24 protein-coding genes and 1 pseudogene are annotated in these 25159 nt (G+C 35.2%); 22 read left to right on the top strand and 3 right to left on the bottom strand.

All coding sequences use genetic code 11. From position 1 onward, the window contains the following. Nucleotides 1–2: 2 nt before the first annotated feature. On the bottom strand, nt 3–452 hold the full coding sequence (locus J7W16_RS18785; RefSeq protein WP_210599028.1) for an NUDIX hydrolase: 450 nt from the start codon (nt 450–452) through the stop codon (nt 3–5). Nucleotides 453–550: 98 nt separating this feature from the next. Here J7W16_RS18785 and J7W16_RS18780 point away from each other — a divergent pair, with 98 nt between their 5' ends. The 4 genes from J7W16_RS18780 to J7W16_RS18765 all read left to right on the top strand — a co-directional run bounded on the left by J7W16_RS18780 (nt 551) and on the right by J7W16_RS18765 (nt 4426). Then, nucleotides 551–784, top strand: a complete 234-nt coding sequence (locus J7W16_RS18780; RefSeq protein ID WP_346726967.1) for a PLD nuclease N-terminal domain-containing protein — start codon at nt 551–553, stop codon at nt 782–784. 420 nt (nt 785–1204) lie between these two features. Then, the gene (locus J7W16_RS18775; RefSeq protein ID WP_210599026.1) at nt 1205–1645 is read left to right on the top strand and encodes a hypothetical protein; all 441 of its coding nucleotides are present in this window, start codon (nt 1205–1207) and stop codon (nt 1643–1645) included. A gap of 217 nt (nt 1646–1862) precedes the next feature. Beyond that, nucleotides 1863–3173: a C40 family peptidase gene (locus J7W16_RS18770; protein ID WP_346726966.1), complete on the top strand. Its 1311-nt coding sequence runs from the start codon at nt 1863–1865 to the stop codon at nt 3171–3173. Nucleotides 3174–3361: 188 nt separating this feature from the next. Further along, nucleotides 3362–4426, top strand: a complete 1065-nt coding sequence (locus J7W16_RS18765; protein WP_210599024.1) for an acyltransferase family protein — start codon at nt 3362–3364, stop codon at nt 4424–4426. A 58-nt stretch (nt 4427–4484) separates the two neighbouring features. Here the strand turns inward: J7W16_RS18765 and J7W16_RS18760 are convergent, their stop codons facing one another. Further along, nucleotides 4485–5381: an LCP family glycopolymer transferase gene (locus tag J7W16_RS18760; RefSeq protein ID WP_210599023.1), complete on the bottom strand. Its 897-nt coding sequence runs from the start codon at nt 5379–5381 to the stop codon at nt 4485–4487. A 188-nt stretch (nt 5382–5569) separates the two neighbouring features. On the opposite strand from J7W16_RS18760, the gene J7W16_RS18755 reads away from it, so the two are divergent. From J7W16_RS18755 to J7W16_RS18670, 18 genes are all read left to right on the top strand, one after another. Then, the gene (locus J7W16_RS18755; protein WP_210599022.1) at nt 5570–6262 is read left to right on the top strand and encodes a YveK family protein; all 693 of its coding nucleotides are present in this window, start codon (nt 5570–5572) and stop codon (nt 6260–6262) included. 29 nt (nt 6263–6291) lie between these two features. Next, nucleotides 6292–6978 (top strand): CpsD/CapB family tyrosine-protein kinase, encoded by a 687-nt coding sequence (locus J7W16_RS18750; protein WP_210599021.1) that lies wholly within the window; start codon nt 6292–6294, stop codon nt 6976–6978. Between the two features lie 104 nt (nt 6979–7082). Further along, nucleotides 7083–7853, top strand: coding sequence for a tyrosine-protein phosphatase (locus tag J7W16_RS18745; RefSeq protein ID WP_210599020.1), 771 nt, complete (start codon nt 7083–7085; stop codon nt 7851–7853). A 30-nt stretch (nt 7854–7883) separates the two neighbouring features. Continuing rightward, nucleotides 7884–8033 carry a hypothetical protein gene (locus tag J7W16_RS18740; RefSeq protein WP_210599019.1) on the top strand — a complete coding sequence of 50 codons (150 nt, stop codon included), beginning with the start codon at nt 7884–7886 and terminating at the stop codon, nt 8031–8033. 253 nt (nt 8034–8286) lie between these two features. After that, nucleotides 8287–9171, top strand: coding sequence for a UTP--glucose-1-phosphate uridylyltransferase GalU (galU, locus tag J7W16_RS18735; protein ID WP_210599018.1), 885 nt, complete (start codon nt 8287–8289; stop codon nt 9169–9171). A 68-nt stretch (nt 9172–9239) separates the two neighbouring features. Further along, nucleotides 9240–11060, top strand: a complete 1821-nt coding sequence (locus J7W16_RS18730) for a polysaccharide biosynthesis protein (protein WP_210599017.1) — start codon at nt 9240–9242, stop codon at nt 11058–11060. Between the two features lie 167 nt (nt 11061–11227). Next, on the top strand, nt 11228–11857 hold the full coding sequence (locus tag J7W16_RS18725; protein ID WP_210599016.1) for a sugar transferase: 630 nt from the start codon (nt 11228–11230) through the stop codon (nt 11855–11857). Next, nucleotides 11854–12711 carry an NAD-dependent epimerase/dehydratase family protein gene (locus J7W16_RS18720; protein WP_210599015.1) on the top strand — a complete coding sequence of 286 codons (858 nt, stop codon included), beginning with the start codon at nt 11854–11856 and terminating at the stop codon, nt 12709–12711. The genes J7W16_RS18725 and J7W16_RS18720 overlap by 4 nt, the downstream gene beginning before the upstream one ends. A gap of 20 nt (nt 12712–12731) precedes the next feature. Continuing rightward, nucleotides 12732–13976: a glycosyltransferase family 4 protein gene (locus tag J7W16_RS18715; RefSeq protein WP_210599014.1), complete on the top strand. Its 1245-nt coding sequence runs from the start codon at nt 12732–12734 to the stop codon at nt 13974–13976. Then, entirely contained in the window at nt 13969–14988 is a 1020-nt protein-coding gene (locus tag J7W16_RS18710; RefSeq protein WP_210599013.1) for a polysaccharide biosynthesis protein, read from the top strand. The genes J7W16_RS18715 and J7W16_RS18710 overlap by 8 nt, the downstream gene beginning before the upstream one ends. Then, nucleotides 14988–16097, top strand: a complete 1110-nt coding sequence (locus J7W16_RS18705) for a capsular polysaccharide biosynthesis protein CapF (RefSeq protein ID WP_210599055.1) — start codon at nt 14988–14990, stop codon at nt 16095–16097. Before J7W16_RS18710 ends, J7W16_RS18705 begins: the two co-directional genes overlap by 1 nt. 4 nt (nt 16098–16101) lie before the next feature. Next, nucleotides 16102–17226 carry a non-hydrolyzing UDP-N-acetylglucosamine 2-epimerase gene (wecB, locus tag J7W16_RS18700; RefSeq protein WP_210599012.1) on the top strand — a complete coding sequence of 375 codons (1125 nt, stop codon included), beginning with the start codon at nt 16102–16104 and terminating at the stop codon, nt 17224–17226. 22 nt (nt 17227–17248) lie between these two features. Continuing rightward, nucleotides 17249–17854 carry a CatB-related O-acetyltransferase gene (locus tag J7W16_RS18695; RefSeq protein WP_210599011.1) on the top strand — a complete coding sequence of 202 codons (606 nt, stop codon included), beginning with the start codon at nt 17249–17251 and terminating at the stop codon, nt 17852–17854. A 3-nt stretch (nt 17855–17857) separates the two neighbouring features. Further along, the gene (locus tag J7W16_RS18690; RefSeq protein WP_210599010.1) at nt 17858–19015 is read left to right on the top strand and encodes a glycosyltransferase; all 1158 of its coding nucleotides are present in this window, start codon (nt 17858–17860) and stop codon (nt 19013–19015) included. A 26-nt stretch (nt 19016–19041) separates the two neighbouring features. Further along, the gene (locus tag J7W16_RS18685) at nt 19042–20268 is read left to right on the top strand and encodes an O-antigen ligase family protein (RefSeq protein ID WP_210599009.1); all 1227 of its coding nucleotides are present in this window, start codon (nt 19042–19044) and stop codon (nt 20266–20268) included. A 231-nt stretch (nt 20269–20499) separates the two neighbouring features. Continuing rightward, nucleotides 20500–21582, top strand: a complete 1083-nt coding sequence (locus tag J7W16_RS18680) for a glycosyltransferase (RefSeq protein WP_210599008.1) — start codon at nt 20500–20502, stop codon at nt 21580–21582. 15 nt (nt 21583–21597) lie between these two features. Continuing rightward, nucleotides 21598–22821 (top strand): polysaccharide pyruvyl transferase family protein, encoded by a 1224-nt coding sequence (locus tag J7W16_RS18675; RefSeq protein ID WP_210599007.1) that lies wholly within the window; start codon nt 21598–21600, stop codon nt 22819–22821. Between the two features lie 105 nt (nt 22822–22926). Beyond that, on the top strand, nt 22927–24444 hold the full coding sequence (locus J7W16_RS18670; protein WP_210599006.1) for an MATE family efflux transporter: 1518 nt from the start codon (nt 22927–22929) through the stop codon (nt 24442–24444). 350 nt (nt 24445–24794) lie between these two features. Here the strand turns inward: J7W16_RS18670 and J7W16_RS18665 are convergent. Beyond that, nucleotides 24795–24971: pseudogene (locus J7W16_RS18665) on the bottom strand (ATP-binding protein); the annotation flags it as partial. Between the last annotated feature and the right edge of the window lie 188 nt (nt 24972–25159).

Genomic DNA, 25159 nt, shown 5'->3' with positions numbered 1-25159 from the left:
TATCACCTTAACATTTCTATGTATGTGTCTAACATCTTTCTTGTTGTCGGAATCATGTTCTTAGGTAATTCATCTATGCTATAGTACCTCAGTTCATGACTTTCGTGATCCTTCTGTAATGCCCCGCTAACATCACTTGTTAAAAACGAGACAATCACATTATATACTTCATCATTATTTGGATATTTAAAATAATACTCCTTACCGGAAAAGACTGTAAACAGTTGCATTTTACCAATTGTTAATCCGGTTTCCTCTTTTAACTCACGCCGAGCCGCTTCCTCAACTGACTCCCCAAGCTCCATAAAGCCTCCAGGCAATCCCCAGCTATTCGTATCAGTCCGATGCTGAAGGAGAACATGTCCATTCAAATCAGTGACGATCACGGATGCAGCAGTTAAAATCAAAGGCTGTGACCCTGCAAGCTGCCGAATCATGTTGATATAGTCCATAGCTCACATCCTCTCTATATCCAAGTATACATATTATTCCCAAAAAAAACAGAGGAAAATGAGACGGTTTTGCATAAACGCACGTAGAATATCTAAAAATGAAAAGAAAGGAGGCGATCGACAACATGGACTTAATCTTCGCATCCTCCATTATTCTTTTATTAATACTCGGAGGCTTCATCCTCAACATCCTAACAAGCATCTGGTGCTACCGCGACGCCCGCCGAAACGGCCGAAGCACTGAATATGCCCTCATCATTCTAGTAGCAACCCTATTCTTCCCTTTCATCGGATTTCTTGTATACCTAATCATTAGGAAAGACCGGTACTAAAGGGAAAGGAGGATATGCTGTGGTCGAGAGATTGTTGCGGACATCTGTTCCGCTAATCGATCGGAAATAGGCAATAATCATAAGCTAATGGACATATGATCCGTTATTAGATGCTTTGACTATCATTTTTGACGGTTTTATCTAAAATAGCGGATCATATGTCCTTTAAACTAGCTGAAATAGAGATTAATACGGAAATAAGTGATCATATGTCCGTTAGCATAGTGAATAAAGTTCCACTCTGGTAAATCCCCACATCTCCCTGGTCATCCCCTGCCGACATAACCTTCTCTTTGACGAATCTCTCAAAAACAAACGCGACATCGCCAAACTAAAAGATAAATAAACATAAATTCAAGTATGCCTTCACATAACCGTGTCCACAATGAGAAGAGAATAATCAAAGGAGGCGGTTAGAAAATGTGGAAGGGCATGATTGCCGGATTCATATTTACCTTATTACTTTTAGTTGGAGCGGGCTATTTAGGCTATCAATCCTTAACAACGGAACGAACAAGTGAAGACCTAGCGAAGAAGATTGAGAATGACTTTAGTAAAGAACTCAATATCGAGACACAAACAGCCAAGTCAGATACATTAAGCAATCAAACAGAAGCCGCCGAGCAACAAACCGAAACGGATGAAACAGAAGCTGTACCTGCAGCAGCACAGTCCGAAGCAATTGAAGTCGTCATGAGCAAATTCTCCTTAGAGGAATTGCTAGCTATTTATGAAGAGGTCCAAAAGGGTGCGACAAATAAGGAAGAGTTGCTAGAGTTACTTAATGAACGATTGACCGATGAGGAAATCGAGGCCTTAAAGTCGTTTGGTATTACAGAACTAGAGAACATGATCCAATAAAAAGAACAAGGAGCAGGAAAGCACACTAGGTTCTGCTCCTTACCCCCCTCACTATCACCTCAATCCCAACCCAACTATTCACTAAAAAACCTAGTTTCTTCTATTAATATGTAAGCGTTTTACTAATCTCTCCAAAAAAAAGATAGAAATCTAGTAATATTAAAGGTAAAATTAAACAAAATACTAGAATTTTATGGAGATTGAGGAGGAACAAGGAGTGAATTCAACATTAAAGAGAGTTGTCATTTCTTCTACGTTTGCAACAGGTCTCTTTATTGCGACACCACATGTGGCAGAAGCTGCCCTTGGTGATCAAACATTAAGAACAGGGATGACCGATTCGGATGTGAAAGATCTGCAGGATGCATTAAAGCAGAAAGGGTTTTTCACCTACCCACAATCAACGGGCTACTATGGATCGATTACTGCCGATGCGGTAAGAAAGTTCCAGCAGAAGCATAACCTGCAAGTGGACGGCATTGCTGGTCCGCAGACGTTATCGAAGTTGCTCGCAGAAATGGATGGACAAGTGCCAGTTGTCGCACCAGTACCAGTCAAGACGGTGACACCAGCACCAACTCCAGTCAATACGACGACACCTTCAAAAATAACCCAAACACCCGCTTCAACAAGTAAGCTTGCAGCAACAACAGGCTTGATCCGTGTTGGCTCAAGGGGAGCACATGTGGAGGAGCTTCAGCAGAAGCTGAAGGAATTAGGCCACTTCAGAACATCAACAACGGATTACTTCGGTCGTGTAACAGAAGCCGCGGTGAAGGAGTTTCAAAAGGCAAACGGACTTAAGGTAGATGGCATCGTCGGCCCGCAAACCCTTTCTTATCTTATGAAGGAAGCCTTGCAGGAAACAACGCCAGTCTATCAGCCGGAAATCCCGGTAGTTCAAGAACCACAACCCGCTACAATCCTTAAAATCGGAAGCACAGGTGCAGCGGTTACTGAGCTTCAAGCACAGCTTAGATCAGTTGGTGTCTTTCACCAGCAACCAACAGGCTATTATGGTGAAATCACAGCAAGATCAATCCGCGAATTCCAGAAAATACATAATCTAACCGTCGATGGAATTGCCAGTGCAGCAACCGTTGCCAAGCTAAAGGAAGTTGCCACGAACAAAGCAACGACACCAACCCAATCCCCTTCATCAAGTTCAGGAGCTCTTGTTACAAACCTCCTTGCCGAAGCGGCGACGTTAATTGGGGTTCCGTACCAATGGGGTGGAACAACGACAGCTGGATTTGATTGCAGTGGATTCGTTCAATACGTGTTCAACCAGCAAGGGGTTTCCCTGCCAAGAACGGTCGCACTACAGTGGAACAGTGCACAAGCCGTTTCAACACCTGCAGTTGGAGACATCGTCTTCTTTGCAACCATCAACGATGGACCGTCTCATAACGGGATCTACATCGGTAACAACCAATTTATCCATAGTGGCTCATCAACGGGTGTCACAATCAGTAGCCTATCAAACAGCTACTGGGGTCCAAGATATCTTGGAGCAAAACGTTTCTAAAGGATAAGCTGAAGGCATTGGTTCGATATATTGAACCAATGCCTTTTTATTTTTGGAAAACTGTGTAAACGAGAGCCACCACCTTATAGAATGATCAACCATTTCCCTTTTCATTACCATCGCTTTTCCCCTGCTTTCATGATACATTTCTCTTCTAACTATCTAGATTTCCCGAGGAGGAATCCCCTTTGCATCAAAAAAGAGACAAAACCATTGATGTGTTACGCTTCATCGCAATTATCGCAATTATTATCGCCCATATTGATCCACCAGATCTATTATTCAGGCTTCGTAACTTCGATGTCACCCTAATGGTCATGCTGATGGGTGTCTCATTCTATATAAGTCAAAGTAACAAATCACTCAACTACGGCAGCTATATCTACAAACGATTCCAACGACTCATTGTCAGTACGTGGAAGTTTCTCGTACTCTTTTTCCTACTGTTCTGGACGTTAGCAAAGCTCCGAGGTGAGGCTTTCTACTTCGAAACAGAGATGATTCTCGAATCATTTAAGCTAATTGATGGCATCGGCTATGTCTGGGTCATGTATGTGTTCTTTATCGTCGCACTAGTAAGCCCAGTCTTACTCGCATTAAGCAAACGAATCAAAAGCCATCTAGTCTATTTTCTTATATTAACTGTAGCGTACGGCTTATACTACATCACAATCAACGCGAGCCAAGCAATCTCAGGTGAAACAGCGGTGACGATTAAAGAGTATCTGATCCAGCCAATCGGCTATGTTCTCATTGCAGCAGTCGGCATTCGCTTCAAACAATTAAGTAAAAGAAATCTCATGCTCGGCACTGGTATCTTGCTTGTCCTATTTACAGCACTTGCATATACCAATAACTACTTACCAATCCAAGCATTTAAGTATCCGCCGACAATGTACTATATGAGCTACGGTCTCTTAGTAAGCTTTGCCCTTTACCAGCTACTATCCTTACGAGCCGTAACAAGATTCGTACACAACAAGTTCGTTTTCTATTACTCAAACGCATCACTCATACTCTATTTCTGGCATGTCGTCCCACTGTATCTCCTAAAGTTCTATGACATCCCAATCATTCCAGATCACTTCATCACCCGGTTGCTATTTGTCCTAGGCTTCTCACTACTCATGACCTATATTCAAGACAGATTAACAACAACCGTCAACAACAGAATCAACAAACAAAAGAAGAAAGCCACACCACTAACAGAGATCATCGAACAACAACAAGAAGATCTAACCCGCACCGTATAACATCAAACAACCAAAAAAAGAGAGCCAATCCAACCGGATCAGCTCTCTTTCCTTTTCCCTATAGCCCCAAATGAGCTCGAAGCTCTCCACTAACTCGAGCGACTTCCTCATCAGGAATTTCTAAATAGTAAGTTCCGTCAATCTTTCGACCAGTCCCGGTAATTTGCATCTGTTCAACAGAGTGACGAGCCTCACGATAATTTGATTGAACATCCCACATATCATCTAACGTTAAATCCGTCTTAACAGAACCACCGACGACATTGAGAATTTCACTGACTTTAGTGATTGAACCAATATGTGCAGCTTCTTGAATCACGGCTTCAACGATTTGACGCTGACGATCATTTCGACCGAAATCACCACGAGGATCTTCATATCTCATTCGTGAATAGGCAAGAGCCTCATCCCCGCTTAGGAATACTTCTCCTTCATTAAATGAAAACCCACCTGATGAAAAAGCAAAGGCATTCTCAACAGTCACACCACCCATTGCATCAACAAGTTCCTTAAAGCCTTCCATGTTAACACTGACATAATGATCAAGCGGAATATTTAAGAAATTCTCAACTGTATCCATCGCCATTTCAACCCCACCATAGGCATAGGCATGATTGATCTTTTCAATGGTTCCCCGACCAATAATTTCTGTTCTCGTATCACGAGGGAGACTAAGCATCTTCACTGATTGCTTTGACGGATTAACCGTCATAATAATAATTGTATCAGAACGACCTTTATGATCATTCCCTCTAGAGTCAACACCGGTAATTAAGAAGGACAATGGTTCTTTCTCCTCGATGTTGATCGCTCGTGTCGGTTCACGATCAATCGGTTGATGAATTTCACTAGCCGTGTCTGCGACTGATTTATATAGATATAACCCATAACCGGCAACGGAAAGAAACAGCACACCGATGATAATTGCGAACGTTATTAAAATCTTTTTTTTCATGTGTAAGCATACGCCTCTCTATAGTAGATTGTTAGAAAACACTATTTCCAAAAAAAAGGTATAGATTTCTTAGGTCATTATAATTTAAAGTAGAGCTATCGGGCAACAAAATTCTACAAACAGTATTTGACAAACTATGATATAATCCAATAGTTATTGTGACTAAATTTAGGAGGGTTTCAAGCAGAATGGAAGAAACAATTAGTTTAAAAGAGATATTCCAAACACTAAGAAAACGGTCAAAAATGATTGTCCTCATTACAGTTCTTGCGGTTGCCGTAAGTGCCCTAGTAAGCTATTTACTATTAACACCGATCTACCAAAGCTCGACACAAATTCTAGTCAATCAAGCCCAAACAGATCAAGCCTTTAGCCAGGCAGATATCCGAACAAATATTGAACTTATAAATACGTATAACGAAATCATTAAAAGCCCGATCATTTTAGATAAAGTTATTGATGAGGCAAATCTAGATGAATCCTTCGGTGCTCTAAATAGCTTAGTTAGCGTAGGTTCTCAAAATAACTCACAGGTTGTAACCATTACAGTCGAACATGAAAGTCCAGCAACAGCTGCAACAATTGCCAACACAATTGCGACAGTATTTCAGCGTGAAATCGTCACGATCATGAAGGTTGATAATGTTAGCATTTTGTCAGAAGCGAAGATTAGTGAAAATCCTTCTCCAATTAAACCGAACCCAGTATTAAATATGGCGATTGCCTTTGTTGTCGGTTTAATGGCAGCAGTTGGACTAGCCTTCTTACTTGAATATCTAGATACAACAATGAAATCAGAGCAGGACATTGAGAAAGTATTAGACTTACCGATCCTCGGAGTAATCCCGAACATGGATGATGCAAAAATCATCAAAAGGTAAAGATTCATTGAAAAAGGAGCGAACCATTTATGGCAAGACGAATGAAAGCCAACAATCAACGACAGCTAATTGCTGATACAGATCGAACATCGCCAATTACAGAGCAATACCGAACGATTCGAACAAATATTGAATTTTCAGCTGTAGATGAAAGCATCCAAACAATTATGTTCACATCAGCAGGCCCTGGGGAAGGAAAGTCAACAACAGCAGCTAACTTAGCAATCGTTATGGCTCAAAATGAGCAATCTGTATTGCTTATTGATGCTGATTTGCGTAAGCCAACAATGCATTATACGTTCGGTACTCAGAATATCACTGGCCTCACATCTGTCTTAACAAAAAAGGATAACCTTGAAGATGCTGTGATCAAGACGAAAATTAATCATTTATCAATCCTCCCAAGTGGGCCTGTTCCGCCAAACCCGGCAGAACTATTAAACTCATTCATGATGAAACGATTATTAGAGAGTGCTAGACAGCTATTCGATGTAATCATTATCGATACCCCACCGGTCATGGCGGTAACAGATGCACAAATTCTAGCTAGTAAATGTGACGGTGTTGTCCTCGTTCTATCAAGTGGAAAAACCGAACGAGAGCAAATTATCAAAACAAAAGACTTATTACTAAAATCAAAGGCAAAAATCATCGGTACAGTTCTTAATAATAAGAAAATAGACTCAGGACAGTACTACTATTATTCTAACCAGTAAACTGTAAATTCTGCTATCATCTACTAAAAATATGTGATAATATGTAGAAATGTAGAACGGTAGGTTTTAGTGATTTAAAGTAAGAGAGAAGGAAGGTGTCGCAAATGATCGATATGCACTGTCATATATTGCCAGGCATTGACGATGGACCTAGAACATTAGCAGAAAGTCTTGAGCTAGCAAAACTAGCAGAAAGAGACGGAATCACAACAATTGTCGCAACGCCACATCATCAACATCCTTCTTTCATGAATGACGGCCCATCTGTACTTAGGGCTGTAGATGAACTTAATACTCAATTGAAAGAAAATAATATTAACATCGAAGTAGTCCCATCGCAAGAAATTAGGATTCACGGTGACATGATCGAACAGCTAAAAGTAGGAGACCTTTTAACCTATGGTCAAGACAACCAGTATCTTTTAATTGAGTTTCCATCAAATCATATTCCACATTACACAACAAAACTATTCTATGATTTACAGGTAAATAACTATATTCCAATCATCGCTCACCCAGAGCGCAACAAAGTACTAATCGAAAAACCAGACATTCTTTATGATTTTGTCAAAAATGGCGCGTTAGCTCAAGTAACATCATCGAGTATAACGGGTCACTTCGGCAAGAAGATCAAGAAGTTCTCTGAGCAATTAGTTGAAGCGAATCTCGCTCACTTCATTGCTTCTGATGCTCATAACCAAGGCGAGCGTCCATTCAGACTTCAAGAGGCATATGGTTTGATTGAGAAAGAGTTTGGGACGAATGTTGTATTTGGGTTTAAGGAGAATGCGGAGTTGTTGGTTGAGGGGAAGCATGTGTTTGGTGGACAGCCTGAACGTGTCATTGCTAGAAAGAAAGTGTTTGGAATTTTCTAGTTATTCTTCTAGAGGAGCGAGTATGTACTGATGAAGAAGATTGATCATTATCCTAAGTCAATTGTAAAAGCAATTCGTTATATTAAACAAGATGCACCGTCAGATAGGTTAGAAGAGATCGAGCATATGGTATTACAAGCCATTGCAATGCGTAAACAGAAAGAGAAGGTTAGCCAATAACGTTTTCTGCTTTTGGCAATGTCTCCTTGCCGTTATCGATGGAGGCACTCGATCATGCTGTGGGCGTATTGCCTTAGACACATTTGTTGTCGTTGGTATGATGTGAGGGGGGGTTAAATGCCTCAAGGGTGTTTACCCTATTTTCCTAAATCATAAACCATTTAATTAGAACACTAAACAGTAAATCTAACGTCATTTGGGTTTAATGCTTAGTGTTTTACAGTTTATTTATCTAACCTAGGAGTGAATTAATATGAAGCAAGTAAAAAAAGCGATTATACCTGCAGCTGGTCTAGGAACTAGATTCCTCCCAGCAACAAAGGCAATGCCAAAAGAAATGCTACCAATTGTTGATAAGCCGACAATTCAATACATTATTGAAGAAGCGATTGAAGCTGGAATTGAAGACATCATTATCGTTACAGGTAAAGGTAAAAGAGCGATCGAGGATCACTTTGATCACGCATTTGAACTTGAACAAAATTTAATTGAGAAAAACAAACTCGAGCTACTTGAAAAAGTTCAAGCGGCATCAAAGGTTGATATTCATTATATACGTCAAAAGGAGCCAAAAGGCTTAGGACATGCTGTTTGGTGTGCACGCAAGTTTATTGGTGATGAGCCGTTTGCAGTTTTACTTGGTGATGATATTGTTCAAGCAGACACGCCCTGCACGAAACAATTAATCGATGTCTATAACGAAACAGGCTCGGCAGTTATTGGTGTGCAAACAGTACCAGCAGATCAGACACACCGTTACGGAATTGTCGATCCCATTTCGCAAAACGGACGGGCGTATAAGGTTAGTAATTTTGTTGAAAAGCCAGCTCAAGGTACTGCCCCTTCGAATTTGGCGATTATGGGACGCTACCTCCTGACGCCGGACATCTTTGAATTATTAGAAAAGCAAGAAACCGGTGCTGGTGGAGAGATCCAATTAACAGATGCCATTCAAGCGTTAAATGAAATTCAATCCGTTTATGCATATGACTTTGAAGGAGAACGGTTTGATGTTGGTGAAAAGTTCGGATTTGTGTTAACAACGTTAAAGTTTGCTCTGGAGAATGAAGAACTGCGTCAACCGTTGCTCAAAGAAATGGAAGAGTTATTAAGAAAGCAAAAACTTGCAACGAAATAATATGAACTTGAAATTTGCCTTATCAAAAAAACTAGCCTTCTGATAAGGCAAAAAGAGGAGGAAGATTAATGACCTATCGCAAAAGGATAGCAACATTGGTTATGGGTGATTCACTCATTGTTTTAACTGCCATTTTTATTAGTTATTTCTTATTAGTGCCCTTAACGAATCCTTTTACATTGATGCTATTATTCAGTTCGATTACATTACTAATTGGTCATCATGTCTTTGCGGCAAAATATAAGCTTTATAACAAGGTTTGGCAATATGCGAGTGTTTCTGAACTAACAGGAATCTTCCAAGCCGTAACACTTTCCGTCATTCTAACGGGAGCTATGCAACTAGTTTTCTTCCAAGCAATTACATTACGCACACTAGTGATTACGTGGATGATTCACATTCTATTCATTGGCGGTTCGAGGTTTGCATGGAGATTGTATCGAGATGGCTTTATTAAGCAAACAGAAAACAAAACCAACACATTAATCATTGGAGCAGGAGCAGCAGGTACAATGGTTGCAAGACAGCTACAACAAAGTCACGAATCTGAGCTACATCCTGTCGCATTTATTGATGATGATCAGACTAAACAAAAACTCGAAGTCTTGAATATCCCCGTTATCGGTGGTATCGATTTGATTGAAGAAGTCGTAGCAAACAAGAAGATCGAACATATTATCATTGCCATTCCTTCTTTAAAACGAGGAGAATTAAACAAAATCTTTTTAGAATGTTCAAAGACAAAGGCGAAAACGCAAATCCTTCCACGAATTGAGGACGTCATGTCAGGGAAAGTATCTGTAACACAGTTTCAAGATGTTGAAGTCGAGGACTTACTCGGCCGAGAACCCGTTGAGCTAGATATTGATGGAATTGAGCAATACATTAAAGGGAAAACGGTACTTGTTACAGGTGCTGGTGGATCCATTGGTTCGGAAATTTGTCGCCAAATCTCCATGTTCTTTCCAAAAGAACTCGTCCTACTTGGACATGGAGAAAATAGTATCTATTCAATTGAAATGGAGTTAAGACGTACGGCACCAAACTTAAATATTTCTACAGAGATAGCGGATGTTCAAGATGGGGAAAAAATTCGAGCAATTATGCTAGATCACCAGCCGCATGTGGTTTTCCATGCAGCGGCACATAAGCATGTCCCGCTAATGGAACGAAACCCAGAAGAAGCAGTTAAAAACAACGTCATCGGAACGAAAAATGTTGCCGAAGCAGCAAGTGAAGCAAAGGTTAATACATTCGTGATGGTATCAACAGATAAGGCTGTGAATCCAACAAGCGTTATGGGTGCAACAAAGAGAATTGCAGAAATGATTGTTCAGCATATGGACATTATTAGTGATACAAGATTTGTTGCTGTAAGGTTCGGAAATGTATTAGGTAGCCGTGGGAGTGTCATTCCGTTATTTAAAGAGCAAATTCAAAATGGTGGACCATTAACTGTTACGCATCCAGATATGGTTCGTTACTTCATGACAATCCCAGAAGCATCAAGACTTGTTCTTCAAGCTGGAGCACTTGCTGAAGGTGGGGAAGTGTTTGTACTTGATATGGGTGAGCCAGTTAAAATTGTTGACTTGGCACGTAACCTTATCAAGTTATCGGGCTACACCGAGGAAGAGATTCCAATTAAATTCACTGGCATGAGACCTGGTGAGAAAATGTTTGAGGAATTACTTGGTGCTGATGAAGTTCATGGTGATCAGGTGTATCCGAAGATTTATCGTGGGAAGACGCCTGAGGTTAATATTAATGTTACGTTTGATATGGTTGAGAGATTTCAACAGAAGAGTCGTGAGGAGTTAAGGCGGGAGTTATTGGATATTGCTAACTTCAGGGTTAGGGATTTGGTTGTGTTGGGAAGAGTGGAGTAATTCGCTCTCAGTTTCTAAGGGGGGCTTAGTCGGGTCCCCTTTTATTTTTTTATGCTTATTAAACTATCCTAATAAAGATTTGGTGGATCAGAATTTTATTGGAAAGGATAATTAATCACCAGTCATATTCTAATTTACTAAATAACTTTTTTGAGAGGTGCTACTGCATGTATATGAAATTTAAAAGATTAATAGATATTATACTCTCTTTAATTGGACTTATAGTCTTATCACCACTCTATATCATTTTAATAATTGCTATTAAATTTGACTCAAGAGGTCCAGTATTATTTAAGCAAAAGCGTATCGGGATAAATAAAACACATTTCAATATACTAAAATTCCGTACTATGCGGATTGATACCCCTAAGGATACTCCTACACACATGTTAGGGAATCCAGAACAATATATTACAAAAATGGGTAAGTTTTTGAGAAAGACTTCACTTGATGAGTTACCACAAATTTGGAATATATTTATTGGGCAAATGAGTATTATTGGGCCAAGACCAGCACTTTGGAATCAGTATGACCTTATCGCAGAACGGGATAAGTATGGTGCTAATGATATCCCGCCTGGATTAACAGGTTGGGCTCAGATCAATGGAAGAGACGAACTCCCTATTGAGGTTAAGGCTAAGTTAGATGGCGAGTATGTTGAGCAAATTAATCTTTGGATGGATGTTAAGTGTTTCTTTGGAACGATTGTAAGTGTTGTTAAAAGTGACGGGGTAGTTGAAGGCGGAACTGGCCCTAAGAAGGAAGTTGCTTGTAGCAAGGAGAGTATTTCTAAATGAAAAAAATACTGATAACGGGAAAAAACAGTTATGTGGGGAAGAGCCTTATGAGTTGGCTCGATAATTATCATGATGGGTATTCAATAGATTTAATTAGTCTAAGAGATGATTCTTGGAAAGAAAAGGACTTTTCTGTCTATGATGTTGTGTTCCATGTTGCTGGAATTGCTCATGTCTCATCAGATCCGAAAATGGAGGGTCTATATTATAAGGTTAATCGTGATTTAACAATAGAAACTGCTAAAAAGGCAAAAGCTGAAGATGTGAAGCAATTTATTTTTATGAGTAGTATTATTGTATATGGTGATAGCAGTAGTGAAAAAAGAGTTATCGATAAAAACACGACTCCTACCCCTAGTAACTTCTATGGAAATAGTAAACTGCAGGCAGAAGAAGGTATCAAATCATTAGATAGTGAAAGTTTCAAAGTTGCAATTATAAGACCGCCAATGATATATGGGAAAAACTCGAAAGGTAATTATCCTAAGCTTGCTAAGGCGGCAAAAATATTACCTTTATTTCCTGATATAGATAATAAGCGTAGTATGCTTCATATTGATAATCTTAGTGAGTTTATTAGACTTTTAATTGATCACGAAGAACGCGGATTGTTTTTTCCACAAAATAGAGAGTATGTAAGGACCAGCGAAATGGTAAAGATTATAGCTGAATATCACGGTAAGGATATTACACTTACAAAGATGTTTAATCCAATATTGAACTTGTTGGGTTTAAAATTAGATATTATTAATAAAGTGTTTGGGAATTTGGTTTACGAAAGAAGCATGAGTATATATAAAGAGAATTATCAAATAAGAGATCTCCAGAAAACAATTGAATTGACGGAGAAATAACTATGGAGGGTTGATGGAATATGAATAAGCATATTTTAGTTATTTCACAATATTTCTTCCCTGAACAATTTAGGATTAATGATATTTGTACTGAATGGGTAAAAAAGGGTTATAAAGTTACTGTTATAACTGGTATACCAAACTATCCGCAAGGTAAATATTATGAAGGATATGGACTTTTAAAGAAAAGAAGAGAGACATACAATGGAATCAATATTGTTAGAATACCTTTAATTCCAAGAGGAAATAATTCAATAATGCTTGCCTTAAATTATTTATCATTTGTAGTATCAGGATTCTTTTGGAATGTATTCACAAAAATAAAAGCGGATTATGTATTTATATTTGAGGTTTCCCCAATGACTCAAGCCTTACCTGGGGTATGGTACTCGAAAAGGAAAAATATTCCTTGTTATTTATATGTACAAGATCTTTGGCCTGAAAATGTGGAGATTATTACAGGAATCAAAAATAAATATGTTATAGGTAGTATTGGTAGGATGGTAGATTATATCTATAAACGTTGTACTAAGATTTTCACTACATCAAATAGCTTTGTAGATTCAATTGTTAAGCGTAATGTAGACAAGGAAAAAGTAGAGTATTGGCCACAATATGCTGAAGAGTTCTATAAACCACTGAACAAAAAAAGCATTGTCGAAATTCCAGATGATGAGGCATTCAATATAATATTTGCTGGTAATATTGGAAATGCTCAAGGTTTAGATATTTTACCAAAAGCAGCCGTATTAATTAAAGAAAAAAAAATAAATAGGAAAATTCGTTTTAACATAGTTGGAGATGGAAGGTATAAAGAAACTATAGTAAATATGGTTGATTCAAACAATGTATCAGATATGTTTAATTTTATAGAGAAACAACCTGCTAGTAGAATACCGGAATTTATGGCAGCTAGTGATGCGGCTTTCCTTAGTTTAACAAATAGTCCACTTTTCTCTATGACAATTCCTGCAAAGTTACAATCTTATATGGCGTGCGGGATGCCAATAATTGCCTCTGCTGAGGGTGAAACATGTCAGATCATTAAAGATTCAAAATCTGGTTTCTCAAGTCCCGCTGGTGATGCAGAGAAACTTTCAGAGATTATTATTGAGTTATTATCAAAAACAAATGAGGAATTAATCCAATTAGGTCAAAATGCAAAAGTCTACTATGATAGAAATTTTAATAAGGATGATTTATTAAATAGAATGGATTTGAACTTAGGGGATAACCCGAAATTGGAGGCGAAACAAATTGTTTAATAATAAGACACTACTAATTACGGGTGGTACCGGTTCTTTCGGTAATGCCGTTATGAGAAGGTTTTTAGATACAGATATAAAAGAAATAAGAATATTTTCTCGAGATGAGAAAAAACAAGATGATATGAGAAAGCTTTATAAAAATGAAAAGCTTAAGTTTTATATAGGGGATGTAAGAGATGTGGCAAGTGTAAAAAATGCCATGTATGGGGTAGATTATATTTTCCATGCAGCTGCATTAAAACAAGTTCCTTCTTGTGAGTTCTTTCCTCTAGAAGCTGTTAAGACAAACGTAATAGGAACAGAGAACGTTTTAAACGCTGCTATTGAAAGTGGGGTAAAGAAAGTTATTTGTCTTTCTACTGATAAAGCTGCTTACCCTATAAATGCGATGGGGATTTCAAAAGCTATGATGGAAAAGGTATTTGTAGCTAAAGCAAAAACAGTAGATCCAGAGAAAACCTTAATTTGTGGAACTCGTTATGGAAATGTAATGGCTTCAAGAGGTTCTGTAATTCCATTATTTATTGGACAAATCAAAAGTGGACAACCCTTGACAGTTACTGATCCTAGCATGACAAGATTCCTTATGAGTTTGGAAGAGGCTGTTGAACTGGTTGTATTTGCTTTTGAGAATGCTGAAGCCGGTGATATTATGGTACAAAAATCACCAGCATCAACTATTGGAGATTTAGCACAGGCACTTAAGGAATTATTTAATGTTGATAATGAGATAAAAGTCATTGGCACTCGTCATGGTGAAAAGTTATATGAAACGTTGCTTACAAGAGAAGAACATGTAGTTTCAAAAGATTTAGGTGGATTTTATCGAGTACCTGCAGACAAAAGAGATCTTAACTATGAAAAGTACTTTGAAGAAGGGGACCAAAATTTATCTTCTGAAGAGGAGTATAATTCTCATAACACAGAGCGATTAAGAATTGAGGCGATTAAAGATAAACTTTTAATGCTTGATTATGTGCATGAAGAATTGAAAGGTTGGAATAAATGATGAAGATACTAGTAACTGGATCAAAAGGTTTTATTGGTAAAAATCTCATAGCAGAGTTAAGAAACCAAAACTATATTGATATCTATGAATATAATAGGGACACAGATTCATCTTTACTTGACGATTATTGTAGAGATACGGATTTTGTATTTCATCTTGCAGGAGTAAATCGACCTGAGGATCAATCTGAATTCATGGAGGGAAACTATGGTTTTACATCTACATTACTAGAAACTCTAAAAAAGTACAACAACCCTTGTCCAGTTATGATTTCATCTTCTATCCAAGCCAAGCAAGAAAACCCATATGGTATCAGTAAAAAAGCAGGCGAAGATTTACTATTTCAATACAGTAATCAAACAGGAGCAAAAGTGCTAGTATATCGTTTTCCTAATGTTTTCGGGAAATGGTGTAAACCGAATTATAACAGTGCAATAGCTACCTTTTGTCATAATATTACTCATGGTTTACCAATCAATGTTAATGACCCGAATATCAAGATGAATTTAGTTTATATTGATGATGTTGTAGAAGAACTTATTAATGCATTAAAAGGTAGTGAAAATAAAAATGATGATTTTTGTGTGGTACCAGTAGTATACACTATTACTCTAGGTGAAATTGTTGATTTGATTTATTCTTTTAGACAAAGTCGAGAAGAACGAACAATACCTAATATGTCTAATTCACTTCTTAAAAAGTTATATAGTACTTATTTAAGTTATTTACCAGAAGATCAATTTAGTTATGATTTAAAAATGAATGTAGATAATAGAGGTTCATTCACTGAGTTTATTAAAACACCAGAGCGAGGTCAAGTTTCAGTAAACGTTTCTAAACCAGGGATTACAAAGGGCAATCACTGGCATCATACAAAAAATGAAAAGTTTTTGGTTGTCAGCGGACATGGAGTTATTCGTTTTAGAGAAATTGATTCTAATGAAGTTATTGAATATTTTGTCAGTGGGGACAAGTTGGAAGTAGTTGATATACCTACTGGATATACGCACAACATTGAGAATCTTGGTGATACGGATATGGTCACTGTTATGTGGGCAAATGAGCTATTTGATCCAGAAAAGCCAGATACTTACTACCTGGAGGTTTAACCATATGAAAAAATTAAAAGTTATGACAGTCGTTGGTACTAGGCCAGAGATAATCAGACTGTCGGCTGTTATGAATAAATTAGAAGAATCAAATGCCATAGATCATACACTTGTTCATACAGGCCAAAACTATGATTTTGAATTAAATGAAGTATTTTTTAAAGATTTTAATTTGAAGAAACCCAACTTTTTTTTGAATGCAGCTAACGGCACTGCTGTTGAAACAATAGGTAATATTCTTGTGAAAATTGATCCAATTATGGAAGAAGTTCAACCAGATGCTTTATTAGTACTAGGTGATACAAATAGTTGCTTATGTGCAATCGCTGCGAAAAGAAGACATATACCAATATTCCATATGGAAGCTGGAAATAGATGCTTTGATCAAAGGGTGCCAGAAGAAACAAACAGAAAAATTGTGGATCATACTGCAGATATTAATTTAACGTATAGTGATATTGCAAGAGAGTATCTCTTAAGAGAAGGTTTATCTGCAGATAGAATTATTAAAACTGGCAGCCCTATGTTTGAAGTTCTCAATTCAAGAAAAAACGATATTGAGAGCTCTGATGTGTTAGAAAGATTGGGATTAGAAGAAGGAAATTATTTTGTCGTTTCGGCTCATAGAGAAGAAAATATTAGTTCGGACACTAACTTTCAAGATTTAGTTGATAGTTTAAATGCAATTGCGGTGAAATATAACTCACCTGTTATTGTTAGTACACACCCCAGAACTAGAAATATGATTAATGCCAAAGGTGTAAAGTTTAACCCTTTAGTTCAGACGTTAAAACCATTAGGGTTTAATGACTATGTAAAGCTACAAATTAAATCTAAGTCAGTTCTAAGCGATAGTGGAACGATTAGTGAAGAGTCTTCAATTCTAGGTTTTAAAGCTCTTAATATAAGACAAGCTCACGAAAGACCAGAAGCAATGGAAGAAGCATCAGTTATGATGGTAGGACTAAAGAAAGAACGAATCCTTCAGGGACTAGAAGTATTAGAAACTCAAAAAGAAGGGGATTTAAGGGAAGTTGCAGACTATAGCATGCCTAATGTATCGGATAAGGTACTTAGGATTATATTGTCTTATACTGATTACGTTAACAGAGTTGTTTGGAGAAAATGAAAATTATACCTTGGAGGAATAAATGAAATATAATTATTTATTAGCAAAGCTTATAAAAAAAGTTCAAATTCCTGCAATCAGAAATTCAAGAGTTGATAGGACGGCGAGAGTATGTTCTGCTTCTCATGTATTAAATACTATGTTAGGGAGGTATTCCTATATAGGAAATTCTTGCACTGTTGTTAATGTAACAATAGGAAGTTTTTGCTCAATTGCCGATAACTGTATTATTGGTGGTGCAAGTCATCCTATAGATTGGGTTTCTAGCTCGCCTGTTTTCCATGAAGGACGTAATATAATGAAAAAAAACTTTGCATCTCATGAGTATAATACTGTGGAAGAAACGGTTATTGGAAATGATGTTTGGATTGGTAATAATTGTTTGATAAAAAGTGGTATCAAAATAGAACATGGTGCGGTTATTGGTATGGGTTCAGTCCTTACCAAGAATGTTGGTGCATATGAAATATGGGCAGGTAATCCAGCAAAATTTATACGTAAACGTTTTGATGACGATGTGATAGAAAAGCTTTTAGAAAGCAATTGGTGGGAATGGGGAGATATTACTTTATCAAGAGAAGCCAATTGTTTTAATGACGTTAAAACCTTTTTGAAGTTAGGAGAATAGAATTTGAAAGTATTACATGTATGCTTAGCATCTTTTTATATCGATAATTATTCATATCAAGAAAATATGTTGCCAAAGCATCATAAACAAATGGGGTTAGATGTAGAAATACTCGCTTCTCTGGTGTCTTTTGATGAGAATGGAAACAGTTGCTTAATGAAATCAGGTGGTTCTTATATTAATGAGTATGATATTCCAGTTACTAGATTAGACTATAAGAAATCAAAGTTTAGCAAAAGATTACGTCAATATAAAGGAACTTTTGCAGCAATAAAGAAGTCTAGACCTGATATTATATTTATACATGGCTGTCAATTTTATGATATAAAATATATAGTCAAATACGTAAAAGAAAATCCTCTGGTTAAAGTGTATGTTGATAATCATGCGGACTTTTCAAATAGTGCTAAGAATTGGATCTCTAAACATATCCTTCATAAAATTGTATGGAAACATTGTGCGTCTGAGATAGAGCCATATACAACAAAATTTTATGGAGTGTTGCCAGCTAGAGTAGACTTTCTAGTAAATATGTATAAGATCCCAGAAGAAAAGGTAGAGCTGTTAGTTATGGGAGCTGACGATGATGAAGTAGAAAAGGCAAAAAGTGAAAAGTCAAAACAAATAGTAAGAAATAGTTACGGCATTGAGGAGAAGGACTTTTTAGTTATGACTGGTGGAAAAATAGATCATGCAAAAAAACAAACCCTTCTGTTAATGCAAGCTATTAAGAATATTAATAATGATAATATTAAATTAGTTGTTTTTGGTTCGGTTGTAAATGATTTAAAGAAGCAAGTAAATGATTTATGTGATGGGAAAAAGGTCCAATTTATTGGGTGGCTTGAAAACCATGAAAGCTATAAACATTTAGCGTCATCGGATCTAGTTGTTTTTCCTGGAAGACATTCTGTCCTATGGGAACAAGTGGTAGGCCTAGGAAAGCCCATTGTAGTGAAGTACTGGGAAGGGACTACACACGTTGATCTAGGCGGAAACTGTAAGTTTTTATATGAAGACTCAATTGATGAGATTATGCTAGTAATTGAAGAACTATATAATAATAGAGATCAGTATCTAGGGATGAAAGAAGTGGCTGAACAAAAGGGGATACATGAATTTTCCTATAAGGATATTTCAAAAAGATGCATACAGTATTGATCGTGTAAAGTAGGTGCTTTAATATTATGTATTTATATATCTTTATTTTTTTAACAGAATTATATCCTGTAGTTAACAACCTGTTAAATATTACTTATAACAGTACGGTTTACAGGACATTAACACTTCTTACTTTTTTTATAATAGCAATAGTATTTCTAAGGGATGTATTAATTAAGAAAACTATCCCAAAAAAGCTTGTTATGATTATTTTAATAGCTTTAATCATGATCTCTTCTATACTATTAACAATGTCTATTCACGGAAATGTTGATAGTTTTGCAGAAACTAAGTATTTGACAGTAGTGATAAGAGCATTTCCAATGATACTCCTTGCTTATATTTTGACGAGAAAGACTATAAATTGGCAAGTAAAACAAGTTAAATTAATAAATATTTTAATTTCATTATCACTATTAAAATATTTATATTTAAATAAATCTTCATTTTTTTTAGCCCATACTTTAAACTTTGGTGGAGTTAATTATAATGACTTTTCTTACATTTCTGTTCTAAACATAGCGTTGAGCTTTGTCCTCCTATTTGATTTATATCTGAAAAACTCTACTAGAAAAGTGCAACAGAGCATTTTGATATTAACAAGTTTAGTTATATCATATACAGCTTTATTTTTCTCGGGTGGTAGGGGAGCAATGGTACTAAGTATAATTTTCCTAGTATTATTCTTTTTTAATGTATTAAAGCAAACAAAAGTCAGTGTTAAAAAGACAAGTAAATTAGTGCTTTTAACATCTTTATTATTAGTTAGTGTAAGTTTCATTGTCCTTAACAATGAAACTCTTAAGGATGGTATTTTTCGAGGATTTAGTTTCTTAGATCTTAGTGGCGGTGGCTTAATTGATTGGGAAAATACATCTGGACGATTAGTTATATATAGAGATTCGTTAGAACTTATTCAAAATAGTCCTTTTTGGGGACATGGTATTGGTTCTGTATATTTAATTCATCCTTCTGCGCATTTTTCTCACAATCTATTTTTAGATTTATTAATAGATGGAGGAGTATTTTTGCTGCTTATTAGCATATTATTTATCATTTTCGTATTTACAAAATCGATCAAAAATTCATGTGATTTTAGATACTACTTTTCATTTAGTTTGTTTTTGTTTTCTTTTGTAAATTTACTATCTGGAAGTAATTATTTAATTGAACCAATATTATGGTTTTCCCTTACTTATATTCTTTTGTTAAGTAACAGACAGGAAAGGGAAGTTATCACAGTTAAGGCTTAACTAAAGGTTGACCATAATTTTCAAAGATAGACTCCATTTTTCTTCTTAAATTATTTTGGAAAAAAGATGAGTAAGATTAATTACAGCTTATTTCAAAATAACGTAGTCCCTAATTAATATAATGTTAAACTCAGATGATATTAAATTGTAGAAAAACTAATAAGACTAATAAAATAATTTTGCTTGCAGAATATTCAAGTTGAACGAAAAATTTATAAGTAGGTGTCTAATTTGAAAAATATTGCTTTTTTGGTTTCTTCAGCTGCAACTGGTGGTGGGATACAAAAATCGTTATCAATAATAGCAAAAGCACTGAATAATGAAAAGTTCTCAGTTACAATAATATCACTATTTCAATTTGAGGAAACAAAATATGACTTTGGTCCTGAAACTATATTTTTAAAAGGATCACTAAAAGGCAATGTGGATTTAAAAAAGGTGTTTTTAAAAACTTACTTTGAGTGTAAAAGGCTTCTTTCATCTGCAAACTTTACTACTCTTGTTGTTGAAGGGGTAGGACTGGTTCCTTTCATACCAAAAAAGTTTTTGAAAGACAAGTCAATTAAAGTTATTGTACGTGACCATACCGGATTAAGTAATTATAGTAGATTTGGTTTAAGTTGGTTAGGTCTAAAACATACAATTAGGTATTCTGATAAATTTGTTGTATTAACAGAAGAAAATGAGCGAGAGTATGCTGAAATATTTAAGGATAAAAAATCTAAAATTAAAACAATTCCTAATGCACTTGATCCAAATATTATAGAATCATCCTATAATAGCGATAGCAAAAAAGTACTTTTCGTTGGGAGATTAAGCTATGAGAAAGGTGCTGATTTATTAGTTGAATCATTTGGTAGAGTATTGAATTTAATTAGTGATGATGATTGGCGATTAGATATATTTGGTTCAGGGCCAGAAATGGTTAATATTAAAAATCAAATTTCGAAACAAAACTTAAAAACTTATATTAATTTAAAAGGATACAAAGAAAATATATATAGTATTTATAATGAATACGCCTTTTTAGTTGTACCATCTAGATTTGAATCATTTGGTCTGATTATTATTGAAGCATTAAAGGTGGGAATTCCAGTTATAGCTTTTGATTGTAATTATGGTCCTAGAAGTATACTAAGAGATAATGAAAATGGCCTTCTAGTACAAAAAAACAATATAAGTCAATTTTCAAACGCAATAAGTAAGTTAATTTTAAATAAAGATTTAAGAATATACCTTTCAAATAATACGAATAATAACTTAGAGAAATATAATTATAGAAATGTAATAAGTGAGTGGGAAATATTACTTTAGAGAACAGGTGGAACTATGAAAGTAATCTTTATAAGCAGATATGGCAGTAAAAATTTAGGTGACGAATTAATTGTACGAGAGCTTGAAAAATTGCTAAATGATTACGTGGAAGAAATTTATAGGTTTGATTTTAATTTATCTTCTTATGGGTCTTTAGATGAATCTTTTGACTACAGTCCTCATCATCCTCAATCTATAAAGGCAAGCAATTTTATAAATAATTTATATAGAAAGCATTTAAGGAAAACCTATTTAATTTCAGTTTTAAGAGACTATTTTAATAAGAAAAAAGCAATTAAAAATAAAAATCTTATTTCATATAGAAAAAAAATTGAAGAAGTAGATGCTTTAATTATTGGTGGAGGTAATGCAATATTTGATACTGAAAGAAGCTCATCATCAGCGTTTTACTTTGGTCTAATGCTCAAAGAGGCCAAAAAGAAAGGAAAACCTATTTTTGTAATTAACGTAGGTATTGGTCCATTCCAAACAAAATCCCAAATTAACAAAACTATTGAAGTGTTAGATATGGCCAATTATGTAACTGTAAGAGATAGAAAGTCATATGACCTCGTTAGCGAATTAAATAAGGGGCAAAACAAGTTATTTCAAACAGTTGATCCGGTTATTTTTCTACAAAACAATGATAAACAAGAGAGTGAAATTAAAACAATTGGCGTTAATGTCATGGATATAAGATTAGCAGACTATACAGATGAGATATACGAGAAATATCTTTTGAATTTAAAAAAGATAATAAATCATTACCTCGAAAATTCAAAATATAATATATCAGTGTTTTGTACTGAAAAGTTGGATGTAAAAGCTATAGAGGACTTAAAATTATACATGAATATCGATAGTAGTAGACTGGAATTTATCAACTTCATGAATTTAAAGAATACTCTTCTTTTATTTGATAAATTGGACTTTTTAGTTGGGACTAGAATGCACTCTACAATAGTCGCACTATCCCAAAATATCCCCTTCATTGGTGTTAGTTGGCAACAAAAAGTTACGGAGTTCTTTAAATTGACAGGTTTTGAAGAAAATATGGTTACTTTGCATGAGTTAATAAGTGACTATTCATGTGCAATTAAAAGAACAAATGAACTATTAAGGGATTATAGCAAGAATAAAAGCAAGATGAAAGAAAAGAAAAAAGAATTGAAATTAATGTATAACATTAACATTGAGGTATTGGAAGAAATAAAATCATCAATAAAGTATGACAAATAATAATAGATAGAAATCTGTTACTTATAACATATTATATCACATTTTTTGGAAATGATTTTTAGTTTTGTTTTAGAAACATTAGATTTCAATTGGAAGGAAATAGGTATGAAAGACAACTTGATTTATAATTTAGGGGCCTCCATCCTTACATTTCTTCTAACCGTATTTATTACTTTTTGGATGACTCCGTTGATAATTACCAATCTAGGAACGGAAGCTTACGGATTTATACCATTAACTCAACAAGTTATTAGTATATTGTCTGTTTTAACTTTTGCGTTAAGTTCTGTAATTGCAAGGTTTTTAGCGATATCTATTTCAAAAGGTAATAATAGAAAGGCAGAAGAGTATTTTAATACTTATTTGGTTTCAACACTCTTTGGAGCAATAATAATAATTGTAATTATAGTGATATTAATAACAAAGATAAACAAATTAATAGACGTACCTGAGTATTTATTGACTGATGTAAAACTAGCAATATTTTTTGGCGGAACATTGGTTATTATTACTTTTATTAATTCTCTATTTTTAGCTGGTCCATTTGCAGTAAATAAGTTATATATTACTAAAGGTATAGAAGCTATAAATGCAGTTACAAAAGGGGCTGCTATTTTATTATTGCTTACCGTATTATCCCCGAAAATATGGTATATTAATTTAGCTGCAATGATAGCTGGAGTTATCTCTTTGCTTTTGAGTATTTTCTTTTTTAAGAAATTAATACCAGTAATAGCTATAAACTTTAAAAGATTTAATTTAAATATTTTAAAAGAGTTACTTAGTTCTGGAATATGGAATTCAATTGGACAAATCGGAGTTATATTATTTCTCTCAGTTGAAATTATACTTGCGAATATAATATTCGGTGCATCAAAAGCTGGAGTTTATGGAGCTATGTTACAGCTCCCATTATTATTGAGAACAGTTGCAAACATTACTTCGTCCGTATTTGCTCCTGTAATAATTAAAAATTATGCCAGTAAAAATATGGAAGCCCTTATAAATTATTGTAACAAATCAGTTAAATTAAATGGTTTATTGATAGCTTTACCAGCTTCTTTAATTTGTGGATTTGCGGGGTCGATATTAAATATTTGGTTAGGACCTGAATTTGTAGCACATAAATGGCTTCTAATATTAAGCTGCGCATATTTAATAATTACACTTAGTCCTTTACCTTTAAATCATATATTTACAGCCGTAAATAAACTAATGTTTCCAGGCTTAGCAACGATCATGTTAGGGGTTATCAACCTTATATTGGCTATTTCATTATCAGTATATACTAATTTAGGACTTTATGGTATCGTCTTAGCAGGTGCTATCTCATTAATAGCTAAGAATGTTATTTTTATTCCAATATATAGTTCTTTAGTGACTAATCAACCACTGCGGAAGTATTTTGTTGGTTTGCTATATCCAATTATTGGTGCGTCGTTTGTAATTATTTTAAGTATTATTATCCAATTTTACTTCCAGGTAAATAATTTTTGGGATTTGATGCTTGCAGGAACAATAATTACCATAGGATATATATTATTCTCTTTTTTCCTCCTTTTTAATAAAGAAGAAAAGAGCTATTTGCTAAATATATATAAACTTTTTAAAAAAAAGATTTAAATATTTTTTGCGGGTGGTAAGTTTAATACATTATTAGATTTCTGCTAAGATGTGTAAAAAAATGAAAATTATAATCGCATGAACAAAATAAGTTAGGTTCCAGAACCCTGAAATGACAAGGCGTTAGTACACTAAAGTAAATTGAGCAAAGAGCCCCCAGCTAAACACTAGATATAGCTGGGGGCTCTTTGTACGTATAAATACAGTCTCCTATGTTTATTTTTTAACGTTTACACCAGCTGTTGTCTGCCTAGAACTTCTCTAGTGTGTTAAGGTTGCTGTGTTTTGCAAGAAAAAAGTGCAGAAAAATGCAAAAGATAATGCAGAGTTTTGCAACCCAATTTTTAAATCTATCTTCGTAGGGAAAGTGCATTAGAAAGCCTGTAACTTTCACCAGTGAATGTTAGGACATGAGCGTGGTGAATTAGTCGATCCACCAGTGCTGCAGTTAGCCTTGAGTCAATAAAAATAAGATTCCATTGACTAAGCTCTAGATTAGAAGTAATAATCAAACTTTTCTGCTCGTACCGTCCGAGTATATCTCTTATATAATCTTCCAAGAAGACTTCGATATCTTTTTCTTCTAGTCCTCTCTTCCATACGTTCAACAACATGTTCTTAGAATAATTCTCACTCACTGAAGGCACAGTTACAGAAAGCTAATAGTAGATGAGTGAGAATGGGGTGAAAAAGGATCAGGTTGTTTAATAGTTGT

Origin of the sequence: Halalkalibacter suaedae (assembly GCF_017939705.1) — a bacterium.
Lineage (GTDB): Bacteria > Bacillota > Bacilli > Bacillales > Bacillaceae_D > Halalkalibacter > Halalkalibacter suaedae.
This window is presented reverse-complemented; position numbering and strand designations above follow the sequence as displayed.

Bases quoted from the DNA above. Each gene is read 5' to 3' on its own strand.
- J7W16_RS18785 (WP_210599028.1), bottom strand. From the start codon at position 452: ATGGACTATATCAACATGATTCGGCAGCTTGCAGGGTCACAGCCTTTG.
- J7W16_RS18780 (WP_346726967.1), top strand. From the start codon at position 551: ATGAAAAGAAAGGAGGCGATCGACAACATGGACTTAATCTTCGCATCC.
- J7W16_RS18775 (WP_210599026.1), top strand. From the start codon at position 1,205: ATGTGGAAGGGCATGATTGCCGGATTCATATTTACCTTATTACTTTTA.
- J7W16_RS18760 (WP_210599023.1), bottom strand. From the start codon at position 5,381: ATGAAAAAAAAGATTTTAATAACGTTCGCAATTATCATCGGTGTGCTG.
- J7W16_RS18755 (WP_210599022.1), top strand. From the start codon at position 5,570: ATGGAAGAAACAATTAGTTTAAAAGAGATATTCCAAACACTAAGAAAA.
- J7W16_RS18750 (WP_210599021.1), top strand. From the start codon at position 6,292: ATGGCAAGACGAATGAAAGCCAACAATCAACGACAGCTAATTGCTGAT.
- J7W16_RS18745 (WP_210599020.1), top strand. From the start codon at position 7,083: ATGATCGATATGCACTGTCATATATTGCCAGGCATTGACGATGGACCT.
- J7W16_RS18740 (WP_210599019.1), top strand. From the start codon at position 7,884: ATGAAGAAGATTGATCATTATCCTAAGTCAATTGTAAAAGCAATTCGT.
- galU (WP_210599018.1), top strand. From the start codon at position 8,287: ATGAAGCAAGTAAAAAAAGCGATTATACCTGCAGCTGGTCTAGGAACT.
- J7W16_RS18730 (WP_210599017.1), top strand. From the start codon at position 9,240: ATGACCTATCGCAAAAGGATAGCAACATTGGTTATGGGTGATTCACTC.
- J7W16_RS18725 (WP_210599016.1), top strand. From the start codon at position 11,228: ATGTATATGAAATTTAAAAGATTAATAGATATTATACTCTCTTTAATT.
- J7W16_RS18720 (WP_210599015.1), top strand. From the start codon at position 11,854: ATGAAAAAAATACTGATAACGGGAAAAAACAGTTATGTGGGGAAGAGC.
- J7W16_RS18715 (WP_210599014.1), top strand. From the start codon at position 12,732: ATGAATAAGCATATTTTAGTTATTTCACAATATTTCTTCCCTGAACAA.
- J7W16_RS18705 (WP_210599055.1), top strand. From the start codon at position 14,988: ATGAAGATACTAGTAACTGGATCAAAAGGTTTTATTGGTAAAAATCTC.
- wecB (WP_210599012.1), top strand. From the start codon at position 16,102: ATGAAAAAATTAAAAGTTATGACAGTCGTTGGTACTAGGCCAGAGATA.
- J7W16_RS18695 (WP_210599011.1), top strand. From the start codon at position 17,249: ATGAAATATAATTATTTATTAGCAAAGCTTATAAAAAAAGTTCAAATT.
- J7W16_RS18685 (WP_210599009.1), top strand. From the start codon at position 19,042: ATGTATTTATATATCTTTATTTTTTTAACAGAATTATATCCTGTAGTT.
- J7W16_RS18675 (WP_210599007.1), top strand. From the start codon at position 21,598: ATGAAAGTAATCTTTATAAGCAGATATGGCAGTAAAAATTTAGGTGAC.
- J7W16_RS18670 (WP_210599006.1), top strand. From the start codon at position 22,927: ATGAAAGACAACTTGATTTATAATTTAGGGGCCTCCATCCTTACATTT.